Below are 26,169 nucleotides of genomic sequence, written 5' to 3'. Positions count from 1 at the left end.
TTAATGTAATTGTTAATATCCATTGGATACATACTGGACAGATATGGTTAGTCGGATAAAAGTAGTCAACGACGTTGGAGAATTAGTATCAATCTTTCACGCTGCTGATACAGATGTAAAAAGAAGGTTATTGCTTGATCTTTCAGCAAACTGGATCACCATGCCTCACATAGAGGAAAGATATGGTATCGAAGGAAAGAGAGCGCTTCTGTATCTTGATAAGATCAAACTTATTGAAAGCCAGTGGATGACAGGGGACAACGGGCCTGAGAAAGCATATCATACTTATTACACAAATGTACAGATAAATCTACTTGGAAGTATGGGAGATCTTGCAGACATTATATATGCTACCACGTTAACTGACGAACAACTTACAGTATACGAGGATAAGATACGCGGGATGATAAAGGATCCAGACGGTGTCTTCCTTGGAGACGTAGCCGACGCCTTAGATGTTTCCCAGACCCTTCTAAGAGGTATTGTTAAGAGATCAAACATACTGCAGATCAAGGGATTTAAGATCGCAATAGTAAGTGGCGTATAAGGAAGAATTTCTCTTGCCCGACATACATGTTTTACGGATAAATCACAGACCATTCAGAGATAAGCGGATCACGACGCATGTCGCTCTAACTGCACGGGCTTTTGGGGCAAAGGATATTCTTGTCGATCTTAAGGATGAGACACTTGAACAGACTATAAATAAAGTAACTGAAAACTTCGGAGGAGACTTCCATATTCGAACTGGTATTAACTACAGATCCTATCTCAGATCGTTCAAAGGCGTGAAGATTCACCTTACAATGTATGGCCTTCCTGTGGATACTGTAATCAGTGAACTGAGAGGAAAACTAGCTGGAAATGAGTTTGCTATTGTGGTTGGTGCTTCCAAGGTCCCAATTGACGTTTATAACGAATCGTCCTATAACATTTCAATAACAAACCAGCCAATAAGCGAGGTTTCGGCTCTGGCTATATTCCTCGATCGCCTTCTGGACGGAAAAGAGATGGAGTTAGAATTCAAAGGGAAACTTTCAATAATTCCGAGTGGCAAAGGAAAAAAAGTCAAGGTTAATGGCGATGCGATATGAGTCCTCTGCCACTTCGACAAAAAAAATAATGTAAAATAGATCAATTCACTCATGAATGGATGCAGTGCCGAAAAGATTAAAGATTTCGGTATGCTAATCGATGAGTTGCCGTTGTAGCTTAGTTGGTAGAGCACCCGGCTGTTAACCGGGCGGTCGTCGGTTCGAATCCGACCAGCGGCGTTTAGAGAAAAATGATCATAGCTGATCTAAGTTGAATGGAAAATGAAAATAGCCTATTTCACAGCAACCTATTACCCCACACCAGACGGTGTTTCATATTACCTAAGGGACGTGAAGAGCGAACTTGAAAGACTGGGGCATGAAGTGCATGTGTTTTCTCTCAACGGGGATAAAAGAGAGAAAAATGTTCACGTACCTTTGACTTTTCCGCTACCCATGTACAAACAATATTCGATCCCATTCAATATGATTCCAGCTAAGCTCTACAATTATGTTCTGAAAAACGAATTTGATATAATACACATACACGATCCTTTCTTTGGAACTCTCGGTTATCGTGCAGCTAGGAAGACTAAAGCACCTATAATTGCGACATTTCACACAGATTTTGTAAAGATGAAAGATTCTCTTAACATGCCATTGAAGGATCTACTTTTTGGACTAGCTTGGAGATATAACATTTTTGAATACAAAAGATGCGATCTCGTTCTCGCACCGAGTGGATACTCAAAGGATTATCTCGAAGGTTTTGGACTCAGGAATGTGAAGGAATTTCCACTCTTCGTAAATAAGAAAAATATTCCGGATATCAATAGAAAGACCGAGGGGTTCAATGTACTATACCTTGGCCGATTGACAAAGGACAAGGGAGTAATGAAGATTCTGGATGTGGCTAAGGCAACTTCGCCGGAAGTCCGGTTCACGATTGCAGGGACGGGACCTCATGAAGATGAAATAAGAAAGAGGATAAAAAGCGAAGGCATGAATGAAAAGATTGAGTTACTGGGGTATATAAGCGACGAGGAGAAATATAAACGTATATTTTCTGCCTCCATTTTCATATCCCCTTCTTTGACCGACACATTTGGTATATCAGTTCTTGAAGCACTTATGTCAGGAACGCCAGCTCTTGTCCAGAGTGGATTTCCCTTGTCCAAATATTATAACGGTGCAGATACAGGAATTGTTGAGGTCGATTTTTCCAAGCCAAAAGAGGTTGGGGGAGTGATCAATTCTCTATTGAACAACAGGGAACAATTGCAGAAATTAGCAAACAATGCAGCGAAGCTGTCTGAACAAAACTTCAGTTTAGAGTCACACTGCAAGAACTTGATAGAAATTTACGAAAGTCTCTTGGAAAAGAAACATCTAATAAAATTGAATTCGCGATCCGCATAACTAAGAGTACGAAGGAAAAAAGTGCTTGGGGAACTTTCAGCGCTTTTCATTTGGCAAGTACTTATCAAAAAGATCATCTCTTACTCTTGAAATTTCCTGAATAACTGGGGTATGTGTGGTGAGTTCGAACAGGGTAATCAACCCGGAAAGCCTTATCACTTCTTTTTTCGCAACTTCAGTTCTTTCTGATATCTTGAAATCGAGAGACGCGCTTTCTGATGTTAGATCTACTATTTTGGAAAGCTTATTTACCATCTACCTTTCTCCCTCAATTACTTTTATTAAATAATTCTGGTATTTCAGTAATGTTTCTATATCGTCATTCACCTCAGACAGCCTATCTTTCTTCAACTTAATATCATTTATTATATCAGACACTACTTTATCGAGCTCTATATCTGAGAGTTCGGCATAGCTTTTAACGGCCATTAAATTATCAAAGTAAAGGCATATTCTTAAAATTTTCTAGTTTTACTTTTTCCATTTTATTATATTGTGTGGGCAAATACTATCCATGAAATATAGTTCTAAAATTTAGAAGTGAGTTTCTTGTTTATGAAATAAATTAAACCAAGATTCTTAAATATTGTTCTCTATGGTGAAACTTTATGGCTCACGAATCCAATCCTACTTTACAGCCACTACATTATTTGTGAATGTTTATTTACAGAAGCTATGGCGGACATAGACCGTTAGATCATACTGGAACTTCTCCTTGTCGAATATGCCTGTTCCATGAATTCCGGCGTATACGGAGTATTTGGAAGTGAATCTTTCATCAGCATCTCTGTTCCCTTTTTCATCAGCTCCTTTTTGCTTTGCGTAGTCATGCCTTTCTTCATGAATGGTTTTCTCAGCTTTGCGAAGACAGACGCAATGTCCATGGAACCGAAAACGATCTTCACGTACTCTGGATTCCCCATATTCTGGAACAGTGCCAGTGACTCGCCACTCTGTGCAAGAATACTTCCCGTATTCGTGTTTCCCGTTCGTTTCCTCACGTTTCTTCTCAGTTTCTTGAAGAATCTCTCCATGCCGTTGTTTGTCCTCGGAATGGTATGTTCAGCGTTGTTGGCAAAAAGCATTGTCTCCCTCCTGCGGTATCTCTCCATGATAATTCTGGCGGCTGTCCTGATATGATCGGGTATGTCTGCATGAAGAAACACCTCCATGTGTTCAACGATGAGGCTGCACCTGTCATGAATGGAATCGTCATCGGGAATCTCGTCAGACAGCTTTCCCATGCGAGGCACCTTGAATGCCCTCCTCATGGACTGGAAGAGGGCATTGACTGAACCGAGATTTCTTCCAGTGGCACTTATTGTATCGTTATCAGTTATTGCAGCAACATGATCCATGATGGATTTCACGTATTCTTTCGCCTTTTCTGACACAATCTTTCCTGATAGCCCTGCCAGGCCGTTCTTTGCCTCCAGGCATGCAAGGTAGAAGTTCATGTGCTTGAGGGAGAAGGGAAAACCGTAACCTGAACTTCCCGTTGTTTCGATCAGCTTCTCCAGTATCCGTCTCACCGCCATGATCTCCAGCTTATCCCGAAAAGATACGTATCCATCCCCGATTTCGTCAAGCGTCCTCTGATCGTGATCGGGCATATTGTTCAGTATGGATTTCATGGTGGATTTTATTCCCATCCGGTTGATCATTATGCGGAGATCTGTGTGAAGATCGTGCATCAGTTCCTTTCCGAGACCGCGGAGGAAGTGCATCAGGCATATGCGTATCGGTGTTTCTGGAAATACGGATTGTGCAGCAGAAATTATTCCAGATCTCATGTCGCATGTAATCCCTGATGGATCGCCGAACCTTTCCTTCACACCCTGCAGGACGGTCTTCATGGACTCCTCCGATTCCAAGCTGCACCTATTCACATGGAGAACGAAATCCGATATGGAATCCCTCACTGCAACGATCATGGAGAAATCAGAATCGGTTGTGCCGTCTATCTGCAGTATGTATGATTTGATGGAAGATCTGAGTTTATCCGTGTTCCTGGAGTGTATGACGGGGAATATATCAAGCGCTGTGCTGCTCAGCCTCCTAACATGCCTTTCGGATATACCGTTATGCATATCCAGTGCGATCTCGGAACTGCTTCTTCCATCTATGTATCTTCTGATGGCGGATTCAAGCATCACATCGTTCGCATAGGTGCAGTGTGGTGACACGATTCCAGATATTCTTTCAGATCTGAATACAATCTTATCATGCCTGCATATCATCGGACGATGGACGGCGGTGAATCCGTAATCAACCGATTTCACCACCCTTCTCTCAGTCTTGTAAAGAACAAGCCTGGAACCGCATTTCGGGCATGTTGAGAATCCGGGTGAAAAGGTAATCTCCATGTTCATTTCAGCTTTAGGAATACTTTCTGCAGTTTCAGATCATTCTCTATGATGATCTTCGTTATGGGCCATGCATCATATTCGATCCCGATCTTCTTCAGTATCTCGTCGATCTCTTCCTGGCTTATCCCTTTCTTCAACAGGCGTGAGACATACTTGACGATCTGCTCAGGATCCACCTCTGTCTTCGAATTCAGAGATTTACCGAGGTATCCTGCATACTTGATCACAGGCTTTCCGTTGACCCATTTCTCGTCAACCAGCTCGTAATATTCATGGCCGTTTCTTTTCACCTTGTGTGGTATCAGTGTCATATATGGGTATTACCACATAGGATATGAATCTTTCGGTCACTCAGTCAAACGGAGAGAAAATTGATGATCAAATTGCTGATTTTATAACACTAAGTGACCGCCATAGTACAGAAGCAAAAACTTAAGAATGACAGTAGCGATCTAGAAAAGATGGATAGCAGGACCATTGCGTTTATTATTCGGAGAGCCATTTATGCCGTTTTTACCCTTTTAATACTAATAGTGTTTATTTTTGTCCTAATACATGTGATTGCACCAAACCCGATATCACTTGCAAAAATATATAGCGGTGTTCCTCATGGTTCGCTTACCTTTTATGCTGCTTACGCTAAAACACATGGACTGGATGCACCCGTATATGTGCAAATTTTCACATATATTATAAATATCTTTAAGGGTAATTTTGGTATAGACCCCATTAAAGATCAGCCGGTAATCACATTGATAGGAAAGTACCTTCCAAGAACCCTAGAATTCGTGTTAACTGGAATTGTCATTTCCATAATTCTTGGACTGTACACCGGTGCTTATGCTGCGGCTAGAAGAAGAAAGCCGGCTGATAACACCGTTAAGGGCTTTTATCTGGCAACTTGGTCGATGCCCACATTTCTTCTTGCTGCAGTGCTTCAGCTTGTTATTGCATATGATTTGAGGTTGTTGCCGGCAATAAATATGGTCAATCCGACACTAAAGGCTCCTCCAGATGTGCTCGCATTTCCAATCCTTAATGCGTTATGGGCTAGAGATTGGCCGTATATGATCAGTCTTATCCATCACATGATTTTACCAACTCTTGCTATTGCGCTTTTATCTTTTGGCATTATAACGAGACTGACGAGATCTACGATGCTGGACGTTATGGAAACTGATTATTTTCGACTTACGCTGATGAAGGGTGTGCCAAGAAATAAAGCAATTTATAGTGTTGCATTAAGGAATGCCTCGATACCGCTTGTCACCTATATAGTTCTCGATCTTGCATTTTCGGTTGCTGGAGCCGTAGTTATCGAGGAAATATTTTCTTATCATGGCATAGGCTATTATATTGTCCAGGCTATTTATAATCTAGATTACCCTGCAATACTGGGAACTACAATAATAATAGCCTTAACGATTATAGTTGCCAATTTGATAGCAGATATATTATACGGTGTTCTTGATCCAAGGGTGAGGTTAGAATGACTGATGCGTCTTTACCGGCTCAAATGATTAGAAAGGAAAAGGTTAAGAAAACAAACAGGCTGATTGAGTATCTAAAACTTATGATAAAGGACCCCAGCGCGATACTGGGCTTGATAATAGTTGTGGCATTTCTTGGATGGTCTCTAATACAGGGAACGTTGGAATTATTTTTCGGTACAAGTGGCCCTGCCCTAGCATTACTACCACATGATCCGTTCAGCTATAACCTTCCAATGCATCTTCACCCTCCAACTTTAACGTATATATTCGGCACAAACACTTATGGGGAAGACATATGGTCAAGGATGCTATATGCTATGCCTAGGGATGCATTCATATCAATTCTTGTGGTTCTTTCGGCCATATTGATTGGCGGGATACTTGGTGTATTCGCTGGTTACAGGGGTAAGTTTACAGATGAGACTGTAATGAGGATCACTGACGCTTTCCTTTCACTGCCAGCTCTCGTCCTTGTTATAGCACTTTCAGTCATGTTTGATGAGACTCTGAGCGGAGTTATACTCGCTCTTGTTATTATATGGTGGCCAATTTATGCGAGGTTTTTCAGAGCACAGACTTTAAGGATAAAAAACCTAGATTATGTTCAAGCTGCAAAACTGAATAATGTATCTTTTACTAGGTTATTTTTCCGTTACTTGTTCATGAACTCATTAGATCCAATCATTGCTTATGCGGCACTTGATTTTGGAAATGTTATCCTCACGTATTCCACACTTGCTTTCCTCGGTATAGGGCTTGAACCTCCGATACCAGAGCTTGGATCTATGGCGTCTAACGGAGTGGGAACACTACCCACTGGATGGTGGTACGCAATATTCCCCGGACTTGCTATACTTATAATAGTCATAGGTTTTGTCCTGGTTGGGGACAGAATGCAGGACATAATTTCAAACAGGATCAATTATTAGGGTGTGTTGACAATTGTTGCTCAGTATTAAGAATCTAAACGTTTCATACAATACAGTTGCTGGTAAATATAAGGTTATAGATAATTTGAACTTAGACGTCGAGGAAGGGGAACTGGTTTCTCTTGTTGGTGAATCCGCCAGCGGGAAATCAACATTGGGGCAGGTAATATCTAGAATGCTTCCTCCGGTTGGAATCGCAACGGGAGAGGTAACGCTTGACGACTTAAATATCCTCAAATTGTCTGAAAAAGAGATGACCAAATTACGCGGTACAACAGTCTTTATGATTTTTCAGAATCCTTTAAATAGCCTCAATCCCGTAAAAAGAGTTGGAACACAATTGCTTGAAGCGCTGTTCATTAGGAATGAAAGAACGAGACGTCAAATGACCGAGGACGATGCCAGAAAGGAAGTTATTGAAGCCATGACTAGTTTGCGTCTACCTGATCCAGAGAAAATAATGCTCAGGTATCCACACGAACTTTCTGGTGGCCAGGTTCAGAGAGTTGTGATTTGCATGGCTCTTTTGCTTCGCCCGAAACTACTTATCGCTGATGAACCAACTACTGCACTAGATGTGACCATACAGGCACAAGTTATAAAATTGCTAAGAGACCTGAATAAGCAAACGGGGCTTTCTATAATATTTATTACTCATGATATTGGCCTTGCCTATGTCCTGTCTAACAGGATGCTTGTGTTCTATGCAGGTAGAGTTATGGAACTTGGTAAAACTACTGATCTTGTTAAGAAACCTATGCACCCGTACACCTCTGGCCTCATATCAAGCATACCTAGCGCGCCGAAGGAAAGTGGACGACTGTACTCTATCCCTGGTTCCCCCCCATCATATCTTAGCCTTCCAAATGGTTGTAAGTTCAATCCAAGATGCAAGTTTGTTTTTGAAAAATGCTTAAATGAAGAACCAGATGCCATAGTTACGAATGGCAGGGAGATAAGGTGCTGGTTATATGAGTGAAATTTGCAGATTAGAAAATGTGGAGAAATATTATCTCGCACAAAAAAGGGGATTTCTTGATGCATTGGTTGGTGTCCCCAAAATATTCGTTAAAGCACTCGATGGAGTCACCATTTCTATTCCAAGAGATAAAGTAGTTGCTATAGTTGGAGAAAGTGGTTCAGGAAAAACAACTATGGGAAAAGTGTTTACAACCCTAGAAGTACCAACCAAAGGAGAAGCTTATTTCGAAGGCAAAAAGATACAAAAACAGACATATAGCGATGTGAGAAAAAATGTCGATATGGTTTTCCAGAACCCTTCGACTTCACTTAATCCAAAAATGAAGGTTAAGAATATCGTCCTTGAACCTCTTCTGAATATTCCAGTTGAGAGAAAAAAAGAGCTTCTGGCTGAGGCCAAAAGCCGAAGTATGACTTATGAAGCTCTTCTGTACAAGAAAGTTGAGGAAGTAATTGAACAGGTTGGTCTGGCGTACAAAGAAGTCAAAGACAAGCAGGCAAGGGAACTTTCTGGTGGACAGGTTCAGAGAGTTGCTGTTGCAAAGTCGTTAATAAAAAGGCCGGAGCTACTTATCCTGGATGAGCCAACTTCTGCGCTTGATGAATCTGTCCAGGCACAGATGCTTAACATACTTGTTGATCTTCAAAATCAGTACAAATTGACTTATATCTTCATTACTCACAATATATTGGTGGCAAAATACATATCGGACTTTATAGTTGTCCTATACGCAGGTAAGATCGTCGAGTATGGACAGACAAATGATGTCCTTGCAAAGCCACTTCACCCCTATACACAATTGCTGTTAAGCTCTGTTCCAACAACGAGTGTAAAAGACGTGAAGCCACCGGTTGGAGATGTTCCCAGCCTTATAAATTTGCCATCTGGATGCAGGTTTCACCCTAGATGCCCATTCGTAATGGAGAAGTGCAAAACTGAAGATCCCCCACTGATCAACTATGGGAATTACCAGGTAGCCTGTTGGCTGTATGAATAAGCATGGAATAGAAAAAACGACTCTAAAGAGCGTAATAGCTTTATTGATATTCTCGGCAGTCTTAGAAATAAGCGCAAAGAATCTGACAGATTACTTGATATTTGTCGGAATCTGGTTTGCTATGACCTTCACTTACGAGGCATACAAGTATTCCTCCAAATTTAGTTTAACTACAGAAGGTATACAGTTAACGACATTCTTTAAGAAAAACCTGATCTATTATTTTAACATAAAGGATGCTTTTATTATCGAGGGAATTTTGCAAAAGAGATTTGGCCTTTCATCCGTCTATATTGTAACACCAAGAGGTGCCATAGGCATTAGAGATACCGAAAATGGGAGAAAACTACTAAATGAGATAGAAGAGCACATTGGAAGAGAAAAAACACTATTTAAGTAGACATGTTGAATTTAAAATTGAAAATTTTGCTCATACTTTTGAAAGCTGATTAACCTATACGAAAGGGCAAATGGAGTCTCAGGATAATGAATCCATTATGTCAATGGCACTGGATGCACTTTCTCGAGAATACCCTTAAAGTGCATCAGAAATGTTTGAGAGTGGCACCCATCACTTTATAATTACAAAACTTACATTGAACCACGCCAGAGGATACTGAAGAGGATAAACGTTATAGAGAGCTGGAATCTTGAATTCAAAAAACGTGCCAGAAAGAAGATATACCAATATGGAGATAAATCATGGTTGTACAGGATCTTTTCGAAATTACAGCAAACCAAGTACTTTATCGATGATTAGTAAAGTGATTTGATTTTTAAACCTTTGTCTGGTCGCTTTAGCTAATTTATGACAAGACGTTACAGCGCCCTATTATTCAGTCCCTCTAACCGCTGCGTAACTAGAAGAACCCTATAAATAAACTGCTGTATTTTGATAGAGACCTATTTCAGGCGCAAAAATAATTTCCCAGCATAAATCTAGGACCTACTATTGAACACAACCATAGTTAGTTTATTTGCGCGGATCTCAAATCGCCTATTCAAGATGGGTTGGATTTTCAATATACGTACATCTTCTTTATATGAAGCTAGAAATCAAAAAAAACGAAAAATTATAATAAAAAAGGAAAAAAAATTAATTAAAATTCAAGATTAAAAGAGTTTTACGACAGCCATCATCATGTCCTGGGCAAGTAGGCTCACAGTTAGAATGCCTTGCGAAACTATAGTTATAGAAGAACTTGCTAATGAAGTGTCTCCCAGTTTAGTTCCGTTAGGTAAAGTAACATAGAACTTTCCCTGTATTCCGGCAAGATTCAGGTAGTGTTCAGCAAGTGGAACATTGTAAGTCTCCAAAGCCAGTCCCTTTGTAGCATTGTTATAGAAATTAGTGAACCCGGGTGATATTGGACCAATATAGTTCTGTGCAAGGTATACTTTTGAACCGTTAGAGAATGTATAATAGAACGGTGAACCGATTGCTGACTGATTTATTGAATACCATATAGCTTTCCTAAAGTCAAGTATATTTGTCGGGAATTTGTAGTTGTTCATTGAGAGGTAGAATACCGCAGGGTTTGAGCCAACATTTTTCCAATAGCTTGTTACTGGCAAGGTCTTGTAAGGGGCCACGTTCATTATTGAGCCCAAGTAAGATGAGCTAACGTCTGAAAGCTGATATGTGTTATCAAGGAAACCTGAAACTCTTCCGCTGTGATCTACGGTGTAGTCAAGCACCAATGTAGCTATATGAGCTGGTTGAGCGATAGCAGGGAAATCAGTTCCTGCCTTTGGTGCATTCTTGGCGCTATTCCAGTAAGCGTTTCCCCAGTAATTTGAAACACTCGCCAAAGTAACTGTAGAGAGGGATGCGCCCACTGATTTAATGTAATACGGCCCTGTTCCAGGCATTCCATTAACATTCGTGTAATTGTTGGAAAGAGTTGCGATTACACCATCGTGAGTATCTATGAATAACGGGTCTGCTATGTTTCCCCACCATTCGGCAGTATCTGCAAGGAAGAATGGATACGGATGGAGTGTGTTTATTGTAAGGTTAAGGGTGCTGCTATTTGTTGCGAAATCAGGAACTGCAACTACCTGGTTAGGATATTCCAATAACATGGCCTGAGTTTTGTTGCTCCATGGTGAGTAGCTCGAAAGCATTGATGCCAAGAATTTAGCAGCAAAAACAGTATTTGAAACGTTCAGATTAGAATAGTTTGTTTCATATGGCATTTTCAAGTAGGAATTGCTGGTACTGTTGTAAACTGCCCTCATATCGTGTAACCAACCCCCCGGAATCGAGTATGGAGCAGTTGAAGCAAAGGCTGTATTGTTGAAGAGTAAACCTCCATAGTTGTCAACTGAAACTCCCTGCGCCATTACTATCGTTCTGTAATATGAGAACCAAACAGTGGAGGCGTTCACTAGATCTGAATTGTTGAAATGTATTCCAGATCGGAGAGTTATATTGTAATTCTGGTAGGGGGTCCCACCGGGAGGTGTTACTGCTGGACCAGAAGCAAGGACAGGAACAGTTTGGGAATAGTTTGTTCCATTCAGTTCGTACAACTGTTGATAAGCTGCGCTAAACATTGGCCCATCCTGAACGAAAAATCCATGAGAAGGATCAAGAAAGTCCGGGGCAGCCAGCGACGAACCATCTGCGACATCGGTAAGTGAGTTTGTGCTTGGCGCTTTAATACCATTTACATCATAGCTCATATTATATGACATCATGTTATAGAAGTAGTTTTCATAAGCATTGTAGGTGAAATTATTGATATATGGCTGCACAAAAAAGTAAGTGGTCGGGTTTGGGAACCATACATAATTATACTGGTCATAGAATGTTTTATAGAGAGAGACAAACTCACTCATTTGAGCAGCTTTGTTTGGATTAAACGCCGTTGAAAGTGCAATTGAACTATTCAAAGTTGCATTACTTGCCCAAGCTTCATTCGCACCAAATTCACCGCCGTTTGAATACGAGGTCATTGGATATAACTGCTGGGCTATAGGATCAGGCCAGTCCGGTAACCATCCAAGATCGACAAACTGAGGCGTGGAACCCGGAGAACTCCACGTTCCCACCATTGTTGGCGAAACAAGCTTTATATTAACGGGTATACCTATTGCCTTATAATTACTCACTATTACTCCCAACTGATATTCCCCCAGTGCATTGAGCGGGGAGAGAGCCGTCAAATGCAAAGTTGGCAAGTTCGTTTTCACCGGGTGCGTGGCCCTGTAGGCAAAATATCCACCTACCCCAGCGGCAACAAGTACCACTACTATAATTACAACTAAAATCTTTTTTTCCATTGGTCTCATATCCAAATCTGGCTATTTTAATGTTTCGCTCAGCCCTAATTTGATAATCTTCCGCTATAAAATCAGCAATTTTGTTATCAATTATGTCTTCGTTTGACATAGTAACCCAAAAAAACATCGCATTATATTGCTATGACTATATACCATGACGGTAACACCAATCAAAAGGAAATCAAAAAATCAAAATGTGAAAAGGTTTACTACAATTCTGTTAACAAGTAGATAGTAAGAGTAGGGTTTCGAAGGTTCATAGGAAGAGTCCTTTTGCCTACTCATTTGGCATGATGAATCATTATATTAGGATTTACATCACCTTTGAGTCATCCATGAAATCGTAAAGGGAAACGTATGATCGTGCTGTCAATCTTTTCTAGTTTACGGGAATTGGAATGGATTCAATAATACTGTACAGATGTTATTCATCGCAGTCATACATAGATAAGCTCAAGTAAACGAAAGTTTTTGCAATACCAAAGAAGAATGCTACTCTTAACGGATCATTGAAGACAAAATCCACTATGAAATGGTTGGTTGAGGATACAACGAACTATCTGGAACAGTATCATCATAGAAGCAATTCTGAATCCGAATTTGTACCTGATAAAAGGATACTTGATTAGGATATAGCACAGAGCAGAGATAAGGGAATAGACAATACACTATCCCGCACCGACCTCCTGAATAATTTGCTTGACATGAGCAGGTCATAGAATATTATCCCACACTAACTAACGCCGTCCAAGATTATTTTCTTAAGAATACTCAGAAAGCTGCATCCGCATCCGGATGTACCAGAACTATTCGTAAAAAAAATTGAGGAATGATTGTGCCTGTGGCTCGTTTGTTCTTAGGAGGTGATCCATCCGCAGGTTCCCCTACGGATACCTTGTTACGACTTAACCCTCCTCACTGACATTAGATTTGAGTTTGCCCTTTCGGACATACCCTCATCAGACACCAGCTCGGATGGTTTGACGGGCGGTGTGTGCAAGGAGCAGGGGCATATTCACCGCAGGTTGTTGACCTGCGATTACTACGGAATCCAGATTCATGAGGGCGAGTTACAGCCCTCAATCCTAACTACGAACAGGTTTCGAGGTTAGCTTCCACTTTCGAGGTTGCATCTCATTGTCCTGTCCTTTGTAGCGCGCGTGTTGCCCGGGAGATTCGGGGCGTACTGACCTGCCGTCGACCCCTCCTTCCTCCAGCTTAGCGCTGGCGGTCCCCCTAAAGTGCCTTTGCCCGCTAAGGCAAGATGGCAATTAGAGATGGGGGTCTCGCTCGTTATCACACTTAAGTGAACGCCCTACGGTTTTCCGGCGTTGAATCCAATTAAACCGCACGCTCCTCCCGTTGCGGTGCTCCCCCGCCAATTCCTTTAAGTTTCAGCCTTGCGACCATACTCCCCAAGTGGCCCACTTAACACCTTCGCTCCGGCACTGCCCCCCCTCAACGGAGAGGCAACACCAAGTGGGCAGTGTTTACAGCTAAGACTACCCGGGTATCTAATCCGGTTTGCTCCCTTAGCCTTCGTTCCTCACCGTCGGACATGTTCTAGTTGAACGCCTTCGCCACTGGTTGTCCTTCCAGGATTACAGGATTTTACCCCTACCCCAGAAGTACATTCAACCTCACCCATTCCCTAGCTTCGCAGTCTCTTCAGAAGTCCTTCCGTTGAGCGGAAGGATTTATCTAAAGATTTACGAAACCGGCTACGAACGCTTTAGACTCAATAATCATGACCACCACTTGGGCTGCGGGTGTTACCGCGGCGGCTGGCACCCGTCTTACCCAGCCCTTATTCCTTGAGCTTTTTAAGCTTAAGAAAAGCCTTGACATTGTCAAGGCACTCAGGTTTCCTGTGTCGCGCTTTCGCGCATTGCACAAGTTTCGCGCCTGCTGCGCCCCGTAGGGCCTGGACTAGTGTCTCAGAGTCCATCTCCGGGCTTCCTCTCTCAAGGCCCGTACCCGTCTTCGGTTATGTGGTCCTTTACACCGCATACAGCCTGATAGGCCGCAGACCCATCCTAAGACGCCAAGGCTTTCATCATCACAGTATTCCAACATATGATGACTATGGGGAATTACCCTCAGTTTCCCGAGGCTATACCCCATCTTAGGTTAGATTGTCCGCGTGTTACTGAGCGGTTCGCCGGTGTCTTACGACCCCTTGACTCGCATGGCTTAATCGAAACCTGATAGCAGTGGCCGCCGGCAGGATCGACCGGAGTTGATCCAAAATTAATTAAATAGAATTGACGAGCCACAGTTTGCACCATTCCTCATGTCAGAAGTGAAACCCTCGTTTCACTACTCCATATTTGCCAATCATGGAACATTAGAGATCACACATGGCAAATGCCATGTCCTTCCATAGCCGTTAGATTGGAATCAACAACAACATTTCAGTGTTGGTTGACGCGTAGTCTTCTCAATAACTAGAATGTATATAACATTTTGCTGGGGTCTTTTTTAATTCCTAATATAGATATATCTAATCCAAATAAAATTCGTATTAAAATAGAAATTTTCCCGCTGAAATTTACGAATAAACTCAACTGCTTTGTGATTCCAAAAGGATCAATAGTTTTGATCTTTGTCACAGTAGAAAAAGATTATCTAGCAATACGCTTGATTGTAATCGGTATGACATTGTTTTCAAATTCCAGCATTGCGATGTCCACAGGGTCAATAAGCCCTGCAGGAATGTCTATAATAACTGGAGCCCCCATGGATATCTGCAGAGCTCTTGCGCCAATAATTCTTGCCTTTTCAAACTTTGTGTATTGCATAAAAATCAATAGAACCGAAGGGTAATGAAACAGAATATATTAAAACTTGCATTCATTGTAACTGGTCAGTCTGATGTGCTTAACAATTTCATCCCGGTTTGGCACTTCTTTTGATAATTGATGGAGTATCTTCTATGAAATTCTTACCTCTCAACCTTGATGTGTAATATACGGAGTATATCTTCGTATATATCTCAGCACCCCTCTCCGATCTCGATCCACCTGAGACCTTCCTGTAGATCACGGAAGGTCTCAGTGCCCTCTCTGCCCTGTTGTTTGTGGGGTCGACTTCGGGATCGATGACGAAACGGAAGAGCCATTCCTTCTTCCGTTTCAGAAGGTTGTCCACAAACCTTCTTGATCTCCTGTGCTCGTAATCGGAATCGAGAAGGAATACGAGCTTGTGGTATAATCTTTCAATATCGTCCATTGTGCCATAACCATTGAAAGCCTTTGCCTCCTCGAATACTGTCTGAAGCGATCTCTTTATCCTCGATCCCTCATCACCGTAGAACTGTTCGAGTTCCTTGGCGTCGCATATGATGTGTGACCAGCAGTACTGCTGATCGTTACCGTCATTTTTAGCCATGGTCTCGAATGCAGAATGCCTGTCGTGTATGTCGGTGCCATTGTGATCTCCGAGTACTTCCAGAGGTACTTCATGACCGTTTCCCTTTGATATGCGGAATATCGCCCCGCTCTTTGTAAGGAATGTCCATAAATTGTACGGATTCCCGTCAACAGACCATGAGGTCGAGTCCATGTGCCTTGAGGGCGCATCCCTTATGGCCTGTAGGAGAGATGCATACTCAGATCCAAGGGAATCCGAAAGCTGTGAGAGTATATTCTGTATCCCACCTTCTGATATCCTTATTCCGAAAATATTCAGCATGGTCGCCGCTGTATTCTCTACGCTCATCCTCATTCCTATGCGGAAATACGCGACTGTGAGCATGACCCTTAGCGAGAGTGTCGAACCTGGAAAAGCTTCCGGTATCCCGGGTTCGTATACCCTGTGGCACCTCTTGCAGTATAAACGATCTAATCGGTATTTAATAACCTCAGGCTCAATCATCGGTATGTCCTCTATGATTCTCTTCCGGGTACCCTTATGGATCAGAGAGGAGTGGCATTCAGGGCATTCATTGAGATCGAGATGTACCTTCACTCTTCTCGTTGTCTTTGGTGTTATTCTGGAAAATCCTTTATGCCCGATCTGCGCTCCCGGTTTTCTCCTCTCCGATCCTTGCTGTGTATCCCATTCCTGATGGATTGCATTTACCTCAGCTATCTCATAAGTCTTACCGTTCTTCACGCCTACATTGGCCGGGTGTCTTTTCCGATATTCGTTGAGCTCCTCCATAAGCTTCCTATTTTCTTCCCTAAGGGTCCTGTTTTCATCCTGAATCTTGTCAACGATCTTTTTCAGGTTCTCGTATGCCCTCTGAAATTTCTCGATCATCTCCTGGTCATGTGGTGTTTCTGCATACAGTATAATCATTACAAAAATATAATGTCTTCATAATATAAAGATTCTTCGGTTCATAATTCTACGTATGCAAGACGAAGAGGCACATCAGACTGAATAGTTACCATTCATTTTCAACAATTAATGAACTAATCTACATACCCATTCAAATAAGAATATTCTTCTTGAAGCAGGAGCTTTTTAGTTGATAAATGTCCGGGCTAGCACAGCAACGCTATTAACACCCCTAAACTGTCACGTGTTCTTCAACTGTTTTCCCATATTTCCTGAAGAAGTATACATAGAGTATGGGATCGAAAAGCGACACTAATCCTGCAAAGGAGAACAGCAAAACAACCGCCCCCATCGACAGGAGAAAACTTCCAAAAGTTGTAGAAACACCATAAGGAAGGCGCCTCGCAATACCTGTAAGGCTATTTCCTCTCGCTCTTTCATATGGATCCAGGATTGTCATCTGAAAATTCTGTCTTATTGGCAACGCAAGTTGATAAAGGCCGGTCCTGATCGCGTAGACATAACCTGCAACAATTGGAGGGAGGAAAGGCATTATTATGAATAAACCGGAACCAAGGCCTCTAAAAAGGCCAATCGCATATATAGCTCCAAATATTCTCTCCATCCTTGAGGCAAAAATTACACCAACACCAGCAGCAACATAAGACAGAGTAAAAATTACTGAAATAGTATAAGTCGGCAGACCTATCTGGGAAAACCAGAGAGATATTATTGGTGTTATTATTCCTAGCCCAACGCTTCCAAGAGCACCAGATAGTGCGATCTTGATTATGTTTTTACCCGAATTACGCGGCATGATTTCTCTTTTCCCGCCTGATCGTTTCTTTAGTTTTGTATCCTCAAGAAACAGAACTAGGACCAGTGAAGAAAAATTCAATAAAGCAGCAAGGAGAAAGAGGATAGTATAATAATCGGCTACATATTTTTCTAGAACAGCCGATAGGGAACTCCCACCTATGGCTGAAACTATCGAAACTATCATCAGCATGGAGTACGTCCATGTTCTTCTTTCAGATACCACTTTGTCTGCAACAAAAGCCGTCAGTATCGGTGCGATTGGGCCACCACCTGCCCCGCCACCAATTGCGCTGAACGTGATTCCAAAGATGGAAGTAAGGAAAAGTAGAGCGAAATTCCTGGTAATAAGGAACGTTATAAAAATGAATAATGGAAAAGCTGACATCAGCAATAGGGTTCTTTTTCTGCTGTATAGATCACCGAGAAAACCAGAAACTAAGACCAGCCCGGAACTAGCAATTGTGGCAATTAAGGCATATATACCTATCTCTACGACAGTGAAACCAACGTGTTTGAGAAATAGAGGAATGAGAAATGCCACATAACCGAAATAAAAGCTCCTAAGACCTCTTATTGCACCAAGAAGTGGTATTTGCCTCAACTTCTACATGTATTCTTATGTAGATTAAAAGGTTAGTTCGTATGAGGATTATAAACATAATCAAGGCACTTAAAAAGAAAACTTTGAATTGCACAATGATAACTCTCATGCCGGTTAAAAAGCATTTGGATTAAATGAGCAATTTCTAGATCGCAAACTTTACGCACATCAAATCCCTGCCTCCATGAAAACGATTAAGTCACATAATGGGAAAAAGCCCTTTCATTACATTTACAGACATAGCTGAAAGTGCTTGTTGATCTGAATAACAATGGAAGACAAGAGCTTATTCCGTTTCCGGATTCTTGTCTGTCACACTTTTAGCATGCTTCCGGACAGAGAGTACTACGAAGATTATGCTGACAACTACCCATATAACAAACGCTGCTACTCCAACCTTCAAAGCGAGACTGACCTGTAAAAAGACGCTGTAGAAAACGAATCCGAATATAAACAAAGAGACCAAGCTGGCGATTATACTTGTGATCTTCCTTTTTTCACCAAAGTTCTTCTCGACAAGAGGCAGAGAAATATTTACAAACGAATGCACGAGTATCACACCTAGAGTAGCTGCAGTCGCTGCCATAAGGAATGCATTGAAGCCGTTGAGAAAAATGATTCCGGCGGCAGCAACGAGGAAAGCCGATATTGAAACTACACCAGCGGAAACTGAGGGAGTCAACTTCTTCTCGTGTATCATGGAGAATCTTGCAGATATCATTCCTTCATTTGACATTGCGTACATAACACGTGAGGTCCCATTGGTTATGACTACTGTTCCTGTTAGAAGGCTGTTTATGAAGAGTATGGTTACAAGCAGAGCCATAATTATGCCAAGGTTACTTTGGATCAGTTGGACACCGGGCACAAGCGCTGCTGCATACGTATCCATTGAATGAATCCCATAGGCCACAGTGAATACATATGCAGTGAATACAAAAAATATACCAAGGATCACTATCGACAGGATGACAGCCAGACCAACAGTTCTGTGAGCGTTTCTCGATTCTTCACCAAGCGGTGTTGAGGCACCGAATCCAGAGAAAGCTGTGTACATAAAAAGGATTCCGAGCCCAACCCCAAGAAAACCATTTTTCGCCAGCACTGGATTGAAAACCGCCGTAGTATTTATTGAAGGATGAATTATGAGTATAGCTATTCCTGAAGCTGCAATCACTATTATCTCGATCATTGCCATAATTGTAGTGTACCTAACTGATTGCTTTATCCCAGATCTTGAAACGAGGTACCCGAAGAATATGGAAACAAAAAGTATCGGAAATGATGAATAGCTGGGGAAAGTGAAACCGAATACCGTTGAAAATATTGCAGGCACAAATACAGCTAAGCTCAGTCCCATGAAGGCAAGTGCCATTACCTGATAAAAAATGTACAGGAATCCAGTAAACAGTGCTGATGGACCTCCTAGCCCACCTCTTACGTAAGAGTAATACCCACCAGAACCTGCAATCCTGGACGACAATCTTCTGATAATGAAAGCATTCAACAAAACCACAAGAAATGCAAGAAAAGCGGTAAGAGGAAGAGCACCCAGTGCAAAGAAAGCTGCACCTGTAAAGGTGGCCACAGCTGCCCCTGCAGGTGCCGATCCGGCAATGCCCTGGAACGTAGCTTCCACGAGACCTATTGAATTTTTTCTCAATCCGACCATATGATTAAACTCCCTTTATTTTTGTAATGAATTATCAAATACATTAATGCTTGTATACATTCACTACAGTATCTAGATATACAATTTAAATTTTTCTTCTTGATCTTCAACCCTGAAGCGATGTGCGTACTTTGAAAACAAATCAAGTGGCTTCTGATCGATCTTGAATTAAACAGTCCGAGTGTGGGCATAGCCAAAATTAAAATCTTAAAATCATCTTCTGAGGACCAATGAATGAATATGTGGAGATGCATGGAAAGCACGTGATCCTTGAACCTGTTGATGGGAAACATACAGATGCTCTTGTTGATGTTTCATTAAATACAGATTTTACCTGGATGTCCAAACCGCTATTTACTAGAGAAGATATAGTAGATTACATAGAACATGCCATCGCCGGCTCGAAAAATGATTCTTCTTATGCGTTTGCTGTACGATTGATCCATTCGAATGAAATAGTGGGCATCACAGGTTACCTCACGGTGAATAGAATTCACAGAAGATTCGAGATCGGAGGAACATGGTTTCACAGGAAAGTCTGGGGGACAGTTGTGAATCCTGAGACAAAATTCCTGCTTTTGCAGCATGCATTTGAGGACTGGGGCGCAAGCAGGGTTCAGTTCGTTACTGATGAGAACAATGTACATTCAGCAAATGCTATAGAGAAACTTGGCGCTAAGTACGAAGGAACATTGAGAAATCACAAAATAAGGCTGAATGGTTTGCCACGCAATTCAAAAATATTTTCCATCGTTGACACGGAGTGGCCAACCATAAGAGAATCGTTGAAGAAACGGATTGACACTTTTCCCCAATAGTACAGATGTTTTAGTTATTCATCTTACTTTAGCTTCGTCCCCAACCTTTCTGTCAGTAATGATGGAGATGCCGTTGACACTGAGTTTAAGATCTTCATTGTCGAACGTCGCAAAAGCGTAATTCTTCTCGCTGAATTTTTTAACATGAAGTTTTGCAGCAGTCACATCCTCGATCTCTATCCTACCGTGTCCGTTATATTTGAAATCGCCGATCACTAAAGAAGAACCTGTGTCAACAATTCCATCGGGCACAAGCAAAGAAACTGTATTGCCGTCATCGGCAGCTAACAGCATACCTTGAGATTCTTCTCCTCTTAATCTTGCATGCTTCAGATTGTCGACCACAACTATGTTCTTCCCTATCAGCTCATCTTCAGAATAATGGGCTCTTAAGCCTGCAACCAGTTGTGCAATGCGATACCCCAGATCAACCTTCAAGATGTATAACTTTTGGGCATTTGGGTGTTCCCTTACTTCAGTTATCTTTCCTATTTTCAGATCAAGAAGATTTGGGTTGCTTACCTCAATGCTCAGCTTCATGAAAGGAGGTTCTGATCTGACGGGAGTGAATTTGTTGCCAACATTTCCAATGAAATCCACAGTCACGCCTTTGCTCCCGTAACTTTCAGAACCTATGATTTTTAACAGTTTATCAGATGATGAAGGTATAAACGGATAAGCCATCATACAAAGAGCCTCACCCATCAATAAAGCGTAATAAAGTTTCGATTTACATCTTTCCTTGTCAGTTTTCAAGAGAGCCCAAGGTTTCGAATCGTTCATATACGCGTTGGCGAATTTCACAAGTTCCAGCCATTCGTTCAAGGCCTTCTTTATCTGAATGGCATCCATGTGTGTTCTGTATCTTTCTAATGTTTCTCTTAAGGTTGCAAGCGCATTTAAATCATTCTGGTCCGGATTTGCAGTGTCCGCATTGATTTCTAGCGAGTTGTTGAGAACAAAACTAACTAGCCTGTGAATATAATTTCCGAATTTGTCAATTAACTCGGTATTCACTCTCGATTGCAACTCTTCTATTGAGAAATCTGTGTCCCCACTTTCAGGCAGTATTGTTGAGAGATAGTACCGGACATAGTCTTTACCCACGAACTTGAGAATTTCTTTAACCTGGAATCCAATGGATCTGCTTTTGGAGAATTTTTCACCTTTCGCTGTCAGGTATTCGTTAGCAGGAACATCATAGGGGAGGCTATATCTACCGACGCCTAAAAGCATGGCGGGCCATATTATTGTGTGAAATGGTATATTGTCTTTTCCAATGAAATAGTAGTCCCTGGAATCTGAGTCGAAGTAAAATTTCTCCCAGTAATCTGGATCGCCAATATTCTCCGAATAGATTCGGGCGCCAGTCACATAACCTATCAGGGCCTCAAACCAGACGTATATCCTCTTGTTTTCATATCCCGCAAGTGGTACCGGTACACCCCATTCAATATCTCTTGTTATAGCCCTCTCCTTAAGGCCGGATTCTATGAAGTTCCTCGTAAAGGAAAGAACATTACTTCTCCAGTATTCCTTTGATTTCAACCAATCTAGGAGATTTCCCTGAAATTTCGGGAGATCGAAAAACATCTGCTTGGATTCCCTGAACTCTGGAACGCCATCGCACACAGTACACCTCGGATTTATGAGCTCTATCGGATCGAGTGTTCGTCCGCACTTTTCGCACTGATCTCCAAGCGCCTTCTCGTAGCCACAATAAGGGCACGTACCTTCTATATACCGGTCCGGCATGAATCTGTTGCATCCAGGGCAGAAAGGAGAAACCATCATTTTTTCTGACAAAAAACCATTCTTATAAAGCTCAGTAAAGATTTCTTTCACTGTCTCCTTGTGTTCCTCCGAGGAGGTCTTCATGAAGATGTCAAAATTGATATCTAGTGACTTAAAATCCTCCAGGTGTTCCTTATAGTACTTGTCAGCGACAACTGAGGGTTCTACCTTAAGTTTGTCCGCGGCAATTGTAATTGGCGTACCGTGTTGATCGCTACCGCTTACAAACATCACCTCGTTGCCGATCATTTTCTGGTACCTGACAAATATATCCGCAGGAAGGTAGGCTCCCGCTATGTGACCCAGATGAAGCGAACTGTTTGCGTATGGAAGCGCACTATTAACCAGAATTTTCAAATATTGTTTCACCCGACCCCTGCATTGTAATGCAGGATAATTATTTCCCTCATGAAAGGGAACGTTATAAATTTCCCTTTGACTAGACTTTAATTATGGCGAATCCTGTTCCTCCGCCACCACCGTTGCTGGAAATTCCAATGATTTTCGTAATATAGGGATTTATGATTCCTTGCATTGGATTCGACGGATTCATTTTATCGAAACCCTTTGGATCTATAGATAGAGTGAGATTTATGTACACAGTCTCGTTCAAACTATCAGGGTTCGTAATGTTGTAACGGATATAGTTGCTTGTAACAGTTAATTTTGGATAATAATAAACGGGAGTCTTCGAACCATTGGTATAGATTATGTTATACGTCGCATTGTCGAACATAGATATCTCAGTGGTGTTTGTCCATGTATTCGTTGTATTGTTCAATGGCGACACGTCAAACAAATAAATCGAGGTTGAATTTGTTACAACCTTAAGTCCAATCGTTATAGTATCATTGGAGTTAAAGACTGAAGCAATTTGAGATTCCTGTGACGAGTTCACTTGTTTTCCGTTTATATCAAGCAGTGTGACATTCAAGTAACCTTTCTCCGAAAGAGATACTGTTGCAGAGGTTTTTTCTATAGTAAAATAGGTCATTCCGGCAAATACTAACAGCACAACCACAGCAATGGTCATACTAATGCTCTTTGACATCATCGTAAATCAGGACGACATCGCGGTTAGATATAAAATGCTTTTCAATTACTAAGTAGTTAGTTATTAGTTAACTATTAATACATAGTCAGTATTTCGGGACGATTACAAATGGTTCAGTATAAGTGGGTTGCATTGTCAAACACAACCATTGGCGTTTTGATGGCTTCAATCAACGGAACGATCATGTTGATTTCACTCCCTGCGATCTTCAGAGGAATTAATCTGGACCCATTTAATTCGTTTGAATATTTGCTCTGGATTCTGATGGGATATATGGTTGTTACTGCAGTTCTTCTCGTAACTGTGGGGAGACTTTCGGATATTTTTGGAAGAGTGCGTTTATTCAACTTTGGTTTTCTCATATTCACTGTAGGTTCAATATTGTTGTTCTTTACTCCGAATCTGATTCCGGCTAAGGGGGATCCAGAAGCCATGGGCCTGATCATTTTCAGGATGATTCAAGCTGTTGGAGCTGCTTTCCTGTTCGCAAATTCTGCAGCAATAATAACTGACAGTTTTCCGTCAAGTGAACGTGGAAAGGCCATGGGCATAAATCAGGTCGCGGGTCTTGCAGGATCCCTTGTAGGGCTCATACTGGGGGGTTTACTTGCCGCGATCAATTGGAGGTATGTATTTCTTGTTAGTGTACCGGTAGGGCTGCTTGGAACTGTATGGTCATATGCAAAATTAAAAGATAATGCAGTCAGGCATTCAGATCAGAAGATAGACGTACCCGGGAACGCCACTTTTGCAGGAGGCTTGACCCTGATACTGCTGGGAGTAACCTATGGCTTGATGCCTTATAATGGGTCAAGCATGGGATGGGGTAATCCATGGGTAAAGCTTTCAATGATAATTGGCGCAATCCTTCTCGTAGCTTTCATCTTTATAGAACAATATGTGGATCAGCCCATGTTCAAGATGAAACTTTTTGAAGTCAGGGCATTTTCCGCTGGAAGTTTTGCTGGCCTTCTTCAGAGTATGGCTATGGGTGGCGTAATGTTCATGCTGATAATTCTTCTACAGGGAATATGGCTTCCGCTTCATGGATATTCCTACAGTAGTGTACCTTTCTGGGCTGGAATTTACATGATACCGATGATGCTCGGGTTCGCTGTTTCGGGCCCAATAAGTGGAGCATTGTCAGATAAAATGGGAGCTCGATTTTTGACCACTCTTGGGATGATAGTTTCTGCTGTGGCTATGATGTTTCTGAGTCTTCTCCCATACGATTTCGTCTACTGGGAATTCGGAGTTACACTTTTTGTATTCGGTTCAGGTATGGGGTTATTTGCTGCACCAAACATTGCTGCTATAATGAATTCACTCCCACCGCATGATCGTGGAACCGGATCTGGGATGAGGACAACACTTCAGAACACAGGCCAAACCACAAGCATGGGAATATTCTTCACTATAGTCTTACTTGTTCTAGCTACAACAATGGCAGGATCGTTCAGATCGGCATTGACTTCTGTCGGTGCCCAGGTTCTGGTTCCAGTATTTGACAAAATCCCACCAACGTCCGCTCTATTCTCAGCGTTTCTTGGTTACAACCCGATGAAGACGATAGCATCTTCCCTGCCTCCTGCATTCCTTTCCAACATTGCACCTGGAACTCTCACTACCTTATACGGTAAGTACTGGTTCCCACACGCATTGGCACCTGCATTCATGGGTGCCCTGCGAATGTCCTTCTACGTTGGAGCTGGCATACTTGTTCTGGCTGCAATACTATCTGCCATAAGGGGGAAAAGATACGTTCACGGAGAGAATAATGAGGATGTGTTTGAAACGAACGAAGATCTCGAGAAAGAGAGCATGCCAACAGTAACTCCAAGCACCAACATAGAAACTGAGGTCCCAACCGCAGATCCTCAAATATTGACGCCAGATTCTGCTAAGAAGGAAAACCCTGATCGATCAGTTGTGAATATATATGCAAAGGATCACAATGTTACTTCTAATGATCCACCCAGTAGCATGGGCGTTGTAAAAAGGCCTCGGAATGTAAAGACCAGGACCTCTCCGCCTAGGAGCAGAAAGAAACGGAAAGTGCAGAAAGCGGACTCAAACAAAAGGAGCAACACAAAAACTGCATCCAGGGGTAAGAAATGAACACAGATCAGAGTGACGAGTTCTTGGAGATGTGGACACTTATTTCCAGAGTCACTAAAAACGTTAAAAGAATAATAAAACAAGAAACGGACAACTATGCGCTCAAGTCCTTTGAGATAAGGATACTCGGGATCCTTAAGGATCTCGGAAACGCGCCTATAAACGTGATAGCTGATGAGCTAGACGTGTCCGGTGCATGGATTACCGGGGTAGTGGCTGAGATGGAGAGCAGAGGTTACGTTACGAAGAAAAAGAGCACTAATGACAAGAGAATAGTTATGGTCTCCATTACTCAGAAAGGAAAAAGGGCTGTTGAGGAGGGGAGCAAGCTTTTCAGGCACATACTTGAAAAAACTCTCAGTGACCTAAGCGACGAGGAACTTCTGCAGATGAAAAAGATTTTGGAAAAGATAAATCGCTCGTCTGAAGAAATGAGCGCGGACTGGAATGCCCCATCTCAGACATTAAATAAACTGAAGACTATAAAAAGATGAAATT

The 26,169-nt window shown here is 41.9% G+C and carries 22 protein-coding genes, 1 tRNA gene and 1 rRNA gene; 12 read left to right on the top strand and 12 right to left on the bottom strand.

Features of this window, described 5'->3' with window-relative positions; all coding sequences use genetic code 11:
* Nucleotides 1-43: 43 nt before the first annotated feature.
* The 4 genes from LVQ96_00250 to LVQ96_00235 all read left to right on the top strand — a co-directional run bounded on the left by LVQ96_00250 (nt 44) and on the right by LVQ96_00235 (nt 2,453).
* Nucleotides 44-547 (top strand): ArsR family transcriptional regulator, encoded by a 504-nt coding sequence (locus LVQ96_00250; GenBank protein ID MCW6169592.1) that lies wholly within the window; start codon nt 44-46, stop codon nt 545-547.
* A complete protein-coding gene (locus LVQ96_00245) occupies nt 537-1,094 on the top strand; it encodes a tRNA (cytidine(56)-2'-O)-methyltransferase (GenBank protein ID MCW6169591.1) in 558 nt (185 codons plus the stop codon). The genes LVQ96_00250 and LVQ96_00245 overlap by 11 nt, the downstream gene beginning before the upstream one ends.
* Before the next feature lie 107 nt (nt 1,095-1,201).
* A tRNA-Asn gene (locus LVQ96_00240) sits at nt 1,202-1,274 on the top strand.
* Nucleotides 1,275-1,316: 42 nt separating this feature from the next.
* Nucleotides 1,317-2,453, top strand: coding sequence for a glycosyltransferase (locus LVQ96_00235; GenBank protein ID MCW6169590.1), 1,137 nt, complete (start codon nt 1,317-1,319; stop codon nt 2,451-2,453).
* 36 nt (nt 2,454-2,489) lie between these two features.
* Here LVQ96_00235 and LVQ96_00230 read toward each other — a convergent pair whose 3' ends face one another.
* The 4 genes from LVQ96_00230 to LVQ96_00215 all read right to left on the bottom strand — a co-directional run bounded on the left by LVQ96_00230 (nt 2,490) and on the right by LVQ96_00215 (nt 5,133).
* On the bottom strand, nt 2,490-2,708 hold the full coding sequence (locus tag LVQ96_00230) for a hypothetical protein (protein MCW6169589.1): 219 nt from the start codon (nt 2,706-2,708) through the stop codon (nt 2,490-2,492).
* Nucleotides 2,709-2,882, bottom strand: a complete 174-nt coding sequence (locus LVQ96_00225) for a hypothetical protein (GenBank protein ID MCW6169588.1) — start codon at nt 2,880-2,882, stop codon at nt 2,709-2,711. It lies immediately after the preceding gene.
* Between the two features lie 263 nt (nt 2,883-3,145).
* Entirely contained in the window at nt 3,146-4,819 is a 1,674-nt protein-coding gene (locus LVQ96_00220; GenBank protein ID MCW6169587.1) for a transposase, read from the bottom strand.
* A 2-nt stretch (nt 4,820-4,821) separates the two neighbouring features.
* Nucleotides 4,822-5,133, bottom strand: coding sequence for a hypothetical protein (locus LVQ96_00215; GenBank protein ID MCW6169586.1), 312 nt, complete (start codon nt 5,131-5,133; stop codon nt 4,822-4,824).
* A gap of 93 nt (nt 5,134-5,226) precedes the next feature.
* On the opposite strand from LVQ96_00215, the gene LVQ96_00210 reads away from it, so the two are divergent.
* From LVQ96_00210 to LVQ96_00190, 5 genes are read left to right on the top strand one after another with little or no spacing between them, the layout of a single operon-like run.
* Nucleotides 5,227-6,315: an ABC transporter permease gene (locus tag LVQ96_00210; protein MCW6169585.1), complete on the top strand. Its 1,089-nt coding sequence runs from the start codon at nt 5,227-5,229 to the stop codon at nt 6,313-6,315.
* The gene (locus LVQ96_00205) at nt 6,312-7,244 is read left to right on the top strand and encodes an ABC transporter permease (protein MCW6169584.1); all 933 of its coding nucleotides are present in this window, start codon (nt 6,312-6,314) and stop codon (nt 7,242-7,244) included. The genes LVQ96_00210 and LVQ96_00205 overlap by 4 nt, the downstream gene beginning before the upstream one ends.
* A 13-nt stretch (nt 7,245-7,257) precedes the next feature.
* Nucleotides 7,258-8,223, top strand: a complete 966-nt coding sequence (locus LVQ96_00200; protein MCW6169583.1) for an ABC transporter ATP-binding protein — start codon at nt 7,258-7,260, stop codon at nt 8,221-8,223.
* A complete protein-coding gene (locus tag LVQ96_00195) occupies nt 8,216-9,223 on the top strand; it encodes an ABC transporter ATP-binding protein (protein MCW6169582.1) in 1,008 nt (335 codons plus the stop codon). The genes LVQ96_00200 and LVQ96_00195 overlap by 8 nt, the downstream gene beginning before the upstream one ends.
* Nucleotides 9,216-9,623, top strand: a complete 408-nt coding sequence (locus LVQ96_00190) for a hypothetical protein (GenBank protein MCW6169581.1) — start codon at nt 9,216-9,218, stop codon at nt 9,621-9,623. The genes LVQ96_00195 and LVQ96_00190 overlap by 8 nt, the downstream gene beginning before the upstream one ends.
* 713 nt (nt 9,624-10,336) lie before the next feature.
* Here LVQ96_00190 and LVQ96_00185 read toward each other — a convergent pair.
* From LVQ96_00185 to LVQ96_00160, 6 genes are all read right to left on the bottom strand, one after another.
* Complete coding sequence (locus LVQ96_00185) at nt 10,337-12,511, bottom strand: ABC transporter substrate-binding protein (protein MCW6169580.1); 2,175 nt, start codon at nt 12,509-12,511, stop codon at nt 10,337-10,339.
* 858 nt (nt 12,512-13,369) lie between these two features.
* Nucleotides 13,370-14,751: ribosomal RNA gene (locus LVQ96_00180) — 16S ribosomal RNA — on the bottom strand.
* Nucleotides 14,752-15,135: 384 nt separating this feature from the next.
* Nucleotides 15,136-15,312, bottom strand: coding sequence for a DNA-directed RNA polymerase subunit K (locus LVQ96_00175; GenBank protein ID MCW6169579.1), 177 nt, complete (start codon nt 15,310-15,312; stop codon nt 15,136-15,138).
* A gap of 88 nt (nt 15,313-15,400) precedes the next feature.
* On the bottom strand, nt 15,401-16,813 hold the full coding sequence (locus LVQ96_00170; GenBank protein MCW6169578.1) for an IS66 family transposase: 1,413 nt from the start codon (nt 16,811-16,813) through the stop codon (nt 15,401-15,403).
* Nucleotides 16,814-17,027: 214 nt separating this feature from the next.
* Nucleotides 17,028-18,215 carry an MFS transporter gene (locus tag LVQ96_00165; GenBank protein MCW6169577.1) on the bottom strand — a complete coding sequence of 396 codons (1,188 nt, stop codon included), beginning with the start codon at nt 18,213-18,215 and terminating at the stop codon, nt 17,028-17,030.
* Nucleotides 18,216-18,501: 286 nt separating this feature from the next.
* Nucleotides 18,502-19,887: an APC family permease gene (locus LVQ96_00160; GenBank protein MCW6169576.1), complete on the bottom strand. Its 1,386-nt coding sequence runs from the start codon at nt 19,885-19,887 to the stop codon at nt 18,502-18,504.
* Nucleotides 19,888-20,117: 230 nt separating this feature from the next.
* On the opposite strand from LVQ96_00160, the gene LVQ96_00155 reads away from it, so the two are divergent.
* Nucleotides 20,118-20,705, top strand: a complete 588-nt coding sequence (locus LVQ96_00155; protein MCW6169575.1) for a GNAT family N-acetyltransferase — start codon at nt 20,118-20,120, stop codon at nt 20,703-20,705.
* An 18-nt stretch (nt 20,706-20,723) separates the two neighbouring features.
* Here the strand turns inward: LVQ96_00155 and metG are convergent, their stop codons facing one another.
* Both metG and LVQ96_00145 read right to left on the bottom strand, forming a co-directional pair.
* Nucleotides 20,724-22,856 (bottom strand): methionine--tRNA ligase, encoded by a 2,133-nt coding sequence (gene metG / locus LVQ96_00150; GenBank protein MCW6169574.1) that lies wholly within the window; start codon nt 22,854-22,856, stop codon nt 20,724-20,726.
* An 82-nt stretch (nt 22,857-22,938) separates the two neighbouring features.
* Nucleotides 22,939-23,532 (bottom strand): hypothetical protein, encoded by a 594-nt coding sequence (locus LVQ96_00145; protein MCW6169573.1) that lies wholly within the window; start codon nt 23,530-23,532, stop codon nt 22,939-22,941.
* A 129-nt stretch (nt 23,533-23,661) separates the two neighbouring features.
* Between LVQ96_00145 and LVQ96_00140 the strand changes: the two genes are divergently transcribed.
* Nucleotides 23,662-25,671, top strand: a complete 2,010-nt coding sequence (locus tag LVQ96_00140) for an MFS transporter (GenBank protein MCW6169572.1) — start codon at nt 23,662-23,664, stop codon at nt 25,669-25,671.
* Nucleotides 25,668-26,165 (top strand): MarR family winged helix-turn-helix transcriptional regulator, encoded by a 498-nt coding sequence (locus LVQ96_00135; protein MCW6169571.1) that lies wholly within the window; start codon nt 25,668-25,670, stop codon nt 26,163-26,165. Before LVQ96_00140 ends, LVQ96_00135 begins: the two co-directional genes overlap by 4 nt.
* The last annotated feature ends 4 nt before the right edge of the window (nt 26,166-26,169 follow it).

It is taken from the genome of Thermoplasmatales archaeon, from assembly GCA_026127925.1.
Lineage (GTDB): Archaea > Thermoplasmatota > Thermoplasmata > Thermoplasmatales > Thermoplasmataceae > JAKAYB01.
This window is presented reverse-complemented; position numbering and strand designations above follow the sequence as displayed.

Bases quoted from the DNA above. Each gene is read 5' to 3' on its own strand.
- LVQ96_00250 (MCW6169592.1), top strand. From the start codon at position 44: ATGGTTAGTCGGATAAAAGTAGTCAACGACGTTGGAGAATTAGTATCA.
- LVQ96_00235 (MCW6169590.1), top strand. From the start codon at position 1,317: ATGAAAATAGCCTATTTCACAGCAACCTATTACCCCACACCAGACGGT.
- LVQ96_00230 (MCW6169589.1), bottom strand. From the start codon at position 2,708: ATGGTAAATAAGCTTTCCAAAATAGTAGATCTAACATCAGAAAGCGCG.
- LVQ96_00225 (MCW6169588.1), bottom strand. From the start codon at position 2,882: ATGGCCGTTAAAAGCTATGCCGAACTCTCAGATATAGAGCTCGATAAA.
- LVQ96_00220 (MCW6169587.1), bottom strand. From the start codon at position 4,819: ATGGAGATTACCTTTTCACCCGGATTCTCAACATGCCCGAAATGCGGT.
- LVQ96_00215 (MCW6169586.1), bottom strand. From the start codon at position 5,133: ATGACACTGATACCACACAAGGTGAAAAGAAACGGCCATGAATATTAC.
- LVQ96_00205 (MCW6169584.1), top strand. From the start codon at position 6,312: ATGACTGATGCGTCTTTACCGGCTCAAATGATTAGAAAGGAAAAGGTT.
- LVQ96_00195 (MCW6169582.1), top strand. From the start codon at position 8,216: ATGAGTGAAATTTGCAGATTAGAAAATGTGGAGAAATATTATCTCGCA.
- LVQ96_00190 (MCW6169581.1), top strand. From the start codon at position 9,216: ATGAATAAGCATGGAATAGAAAAAACGACTCTAAAGAGCGTAATAGCT.
- LVQ96_00185 (MCW6169580.1), bottom strand. From the start codon at position 12,511: ATGGAAAAAAAGATTTTAGTTGTAATTATAGTAGTGGTACTTGTTGCC.
- LVQ96_00175 (MCW6169579.1), bottom strand. From the start codon at position 15,312: ATGCAATACACAAAGTTTGAAAAGGCAAGAATTATTGGCGCAAGAGCT.
- LVQ96_00170 (MCW6169578.1), bottom strand. From the start codon at position 16,813: ATGATTATACTGTATGCAGAAACACCACATGACCAGGAGATGATCGAG.
- LVQ96_00160 (MCW6169576.1), bottom strand. From the start codon at position 19,887: ATGGTCGGATTGAGAAAAAATTCAATAGGTCTCGTGGAAGCTACGTTC.
- LVQ96_00155 (MCW6169575.1), top strand. From the start codon at position 20,118: ATGAATGAATATGTGGAGATGCATGGAAAGCACGTGATCCTTGAACCT.
- LVQ96_00145 (MCW6169573.1), bottom strand. From the start codon at position 23,532: ATGACCATTGCTGTGGTTGTGCTGTTAGTATTTGCCGGAATGACCTAT.
- LVQ96_00140 (MCW6169572.1), top strand. From the start codon at position 23,662: ATGGTTCAGTATAAGTGGGTTGCATTGTCAAACACAACCATTGGCGTT.
- LVQ96_00135 (MCW6169571.1), top strand. From the start codon at position 25,668: ATGAACACAGATCAGAGTGACGAGTTCTTGGAGATGTGGACACTTATT.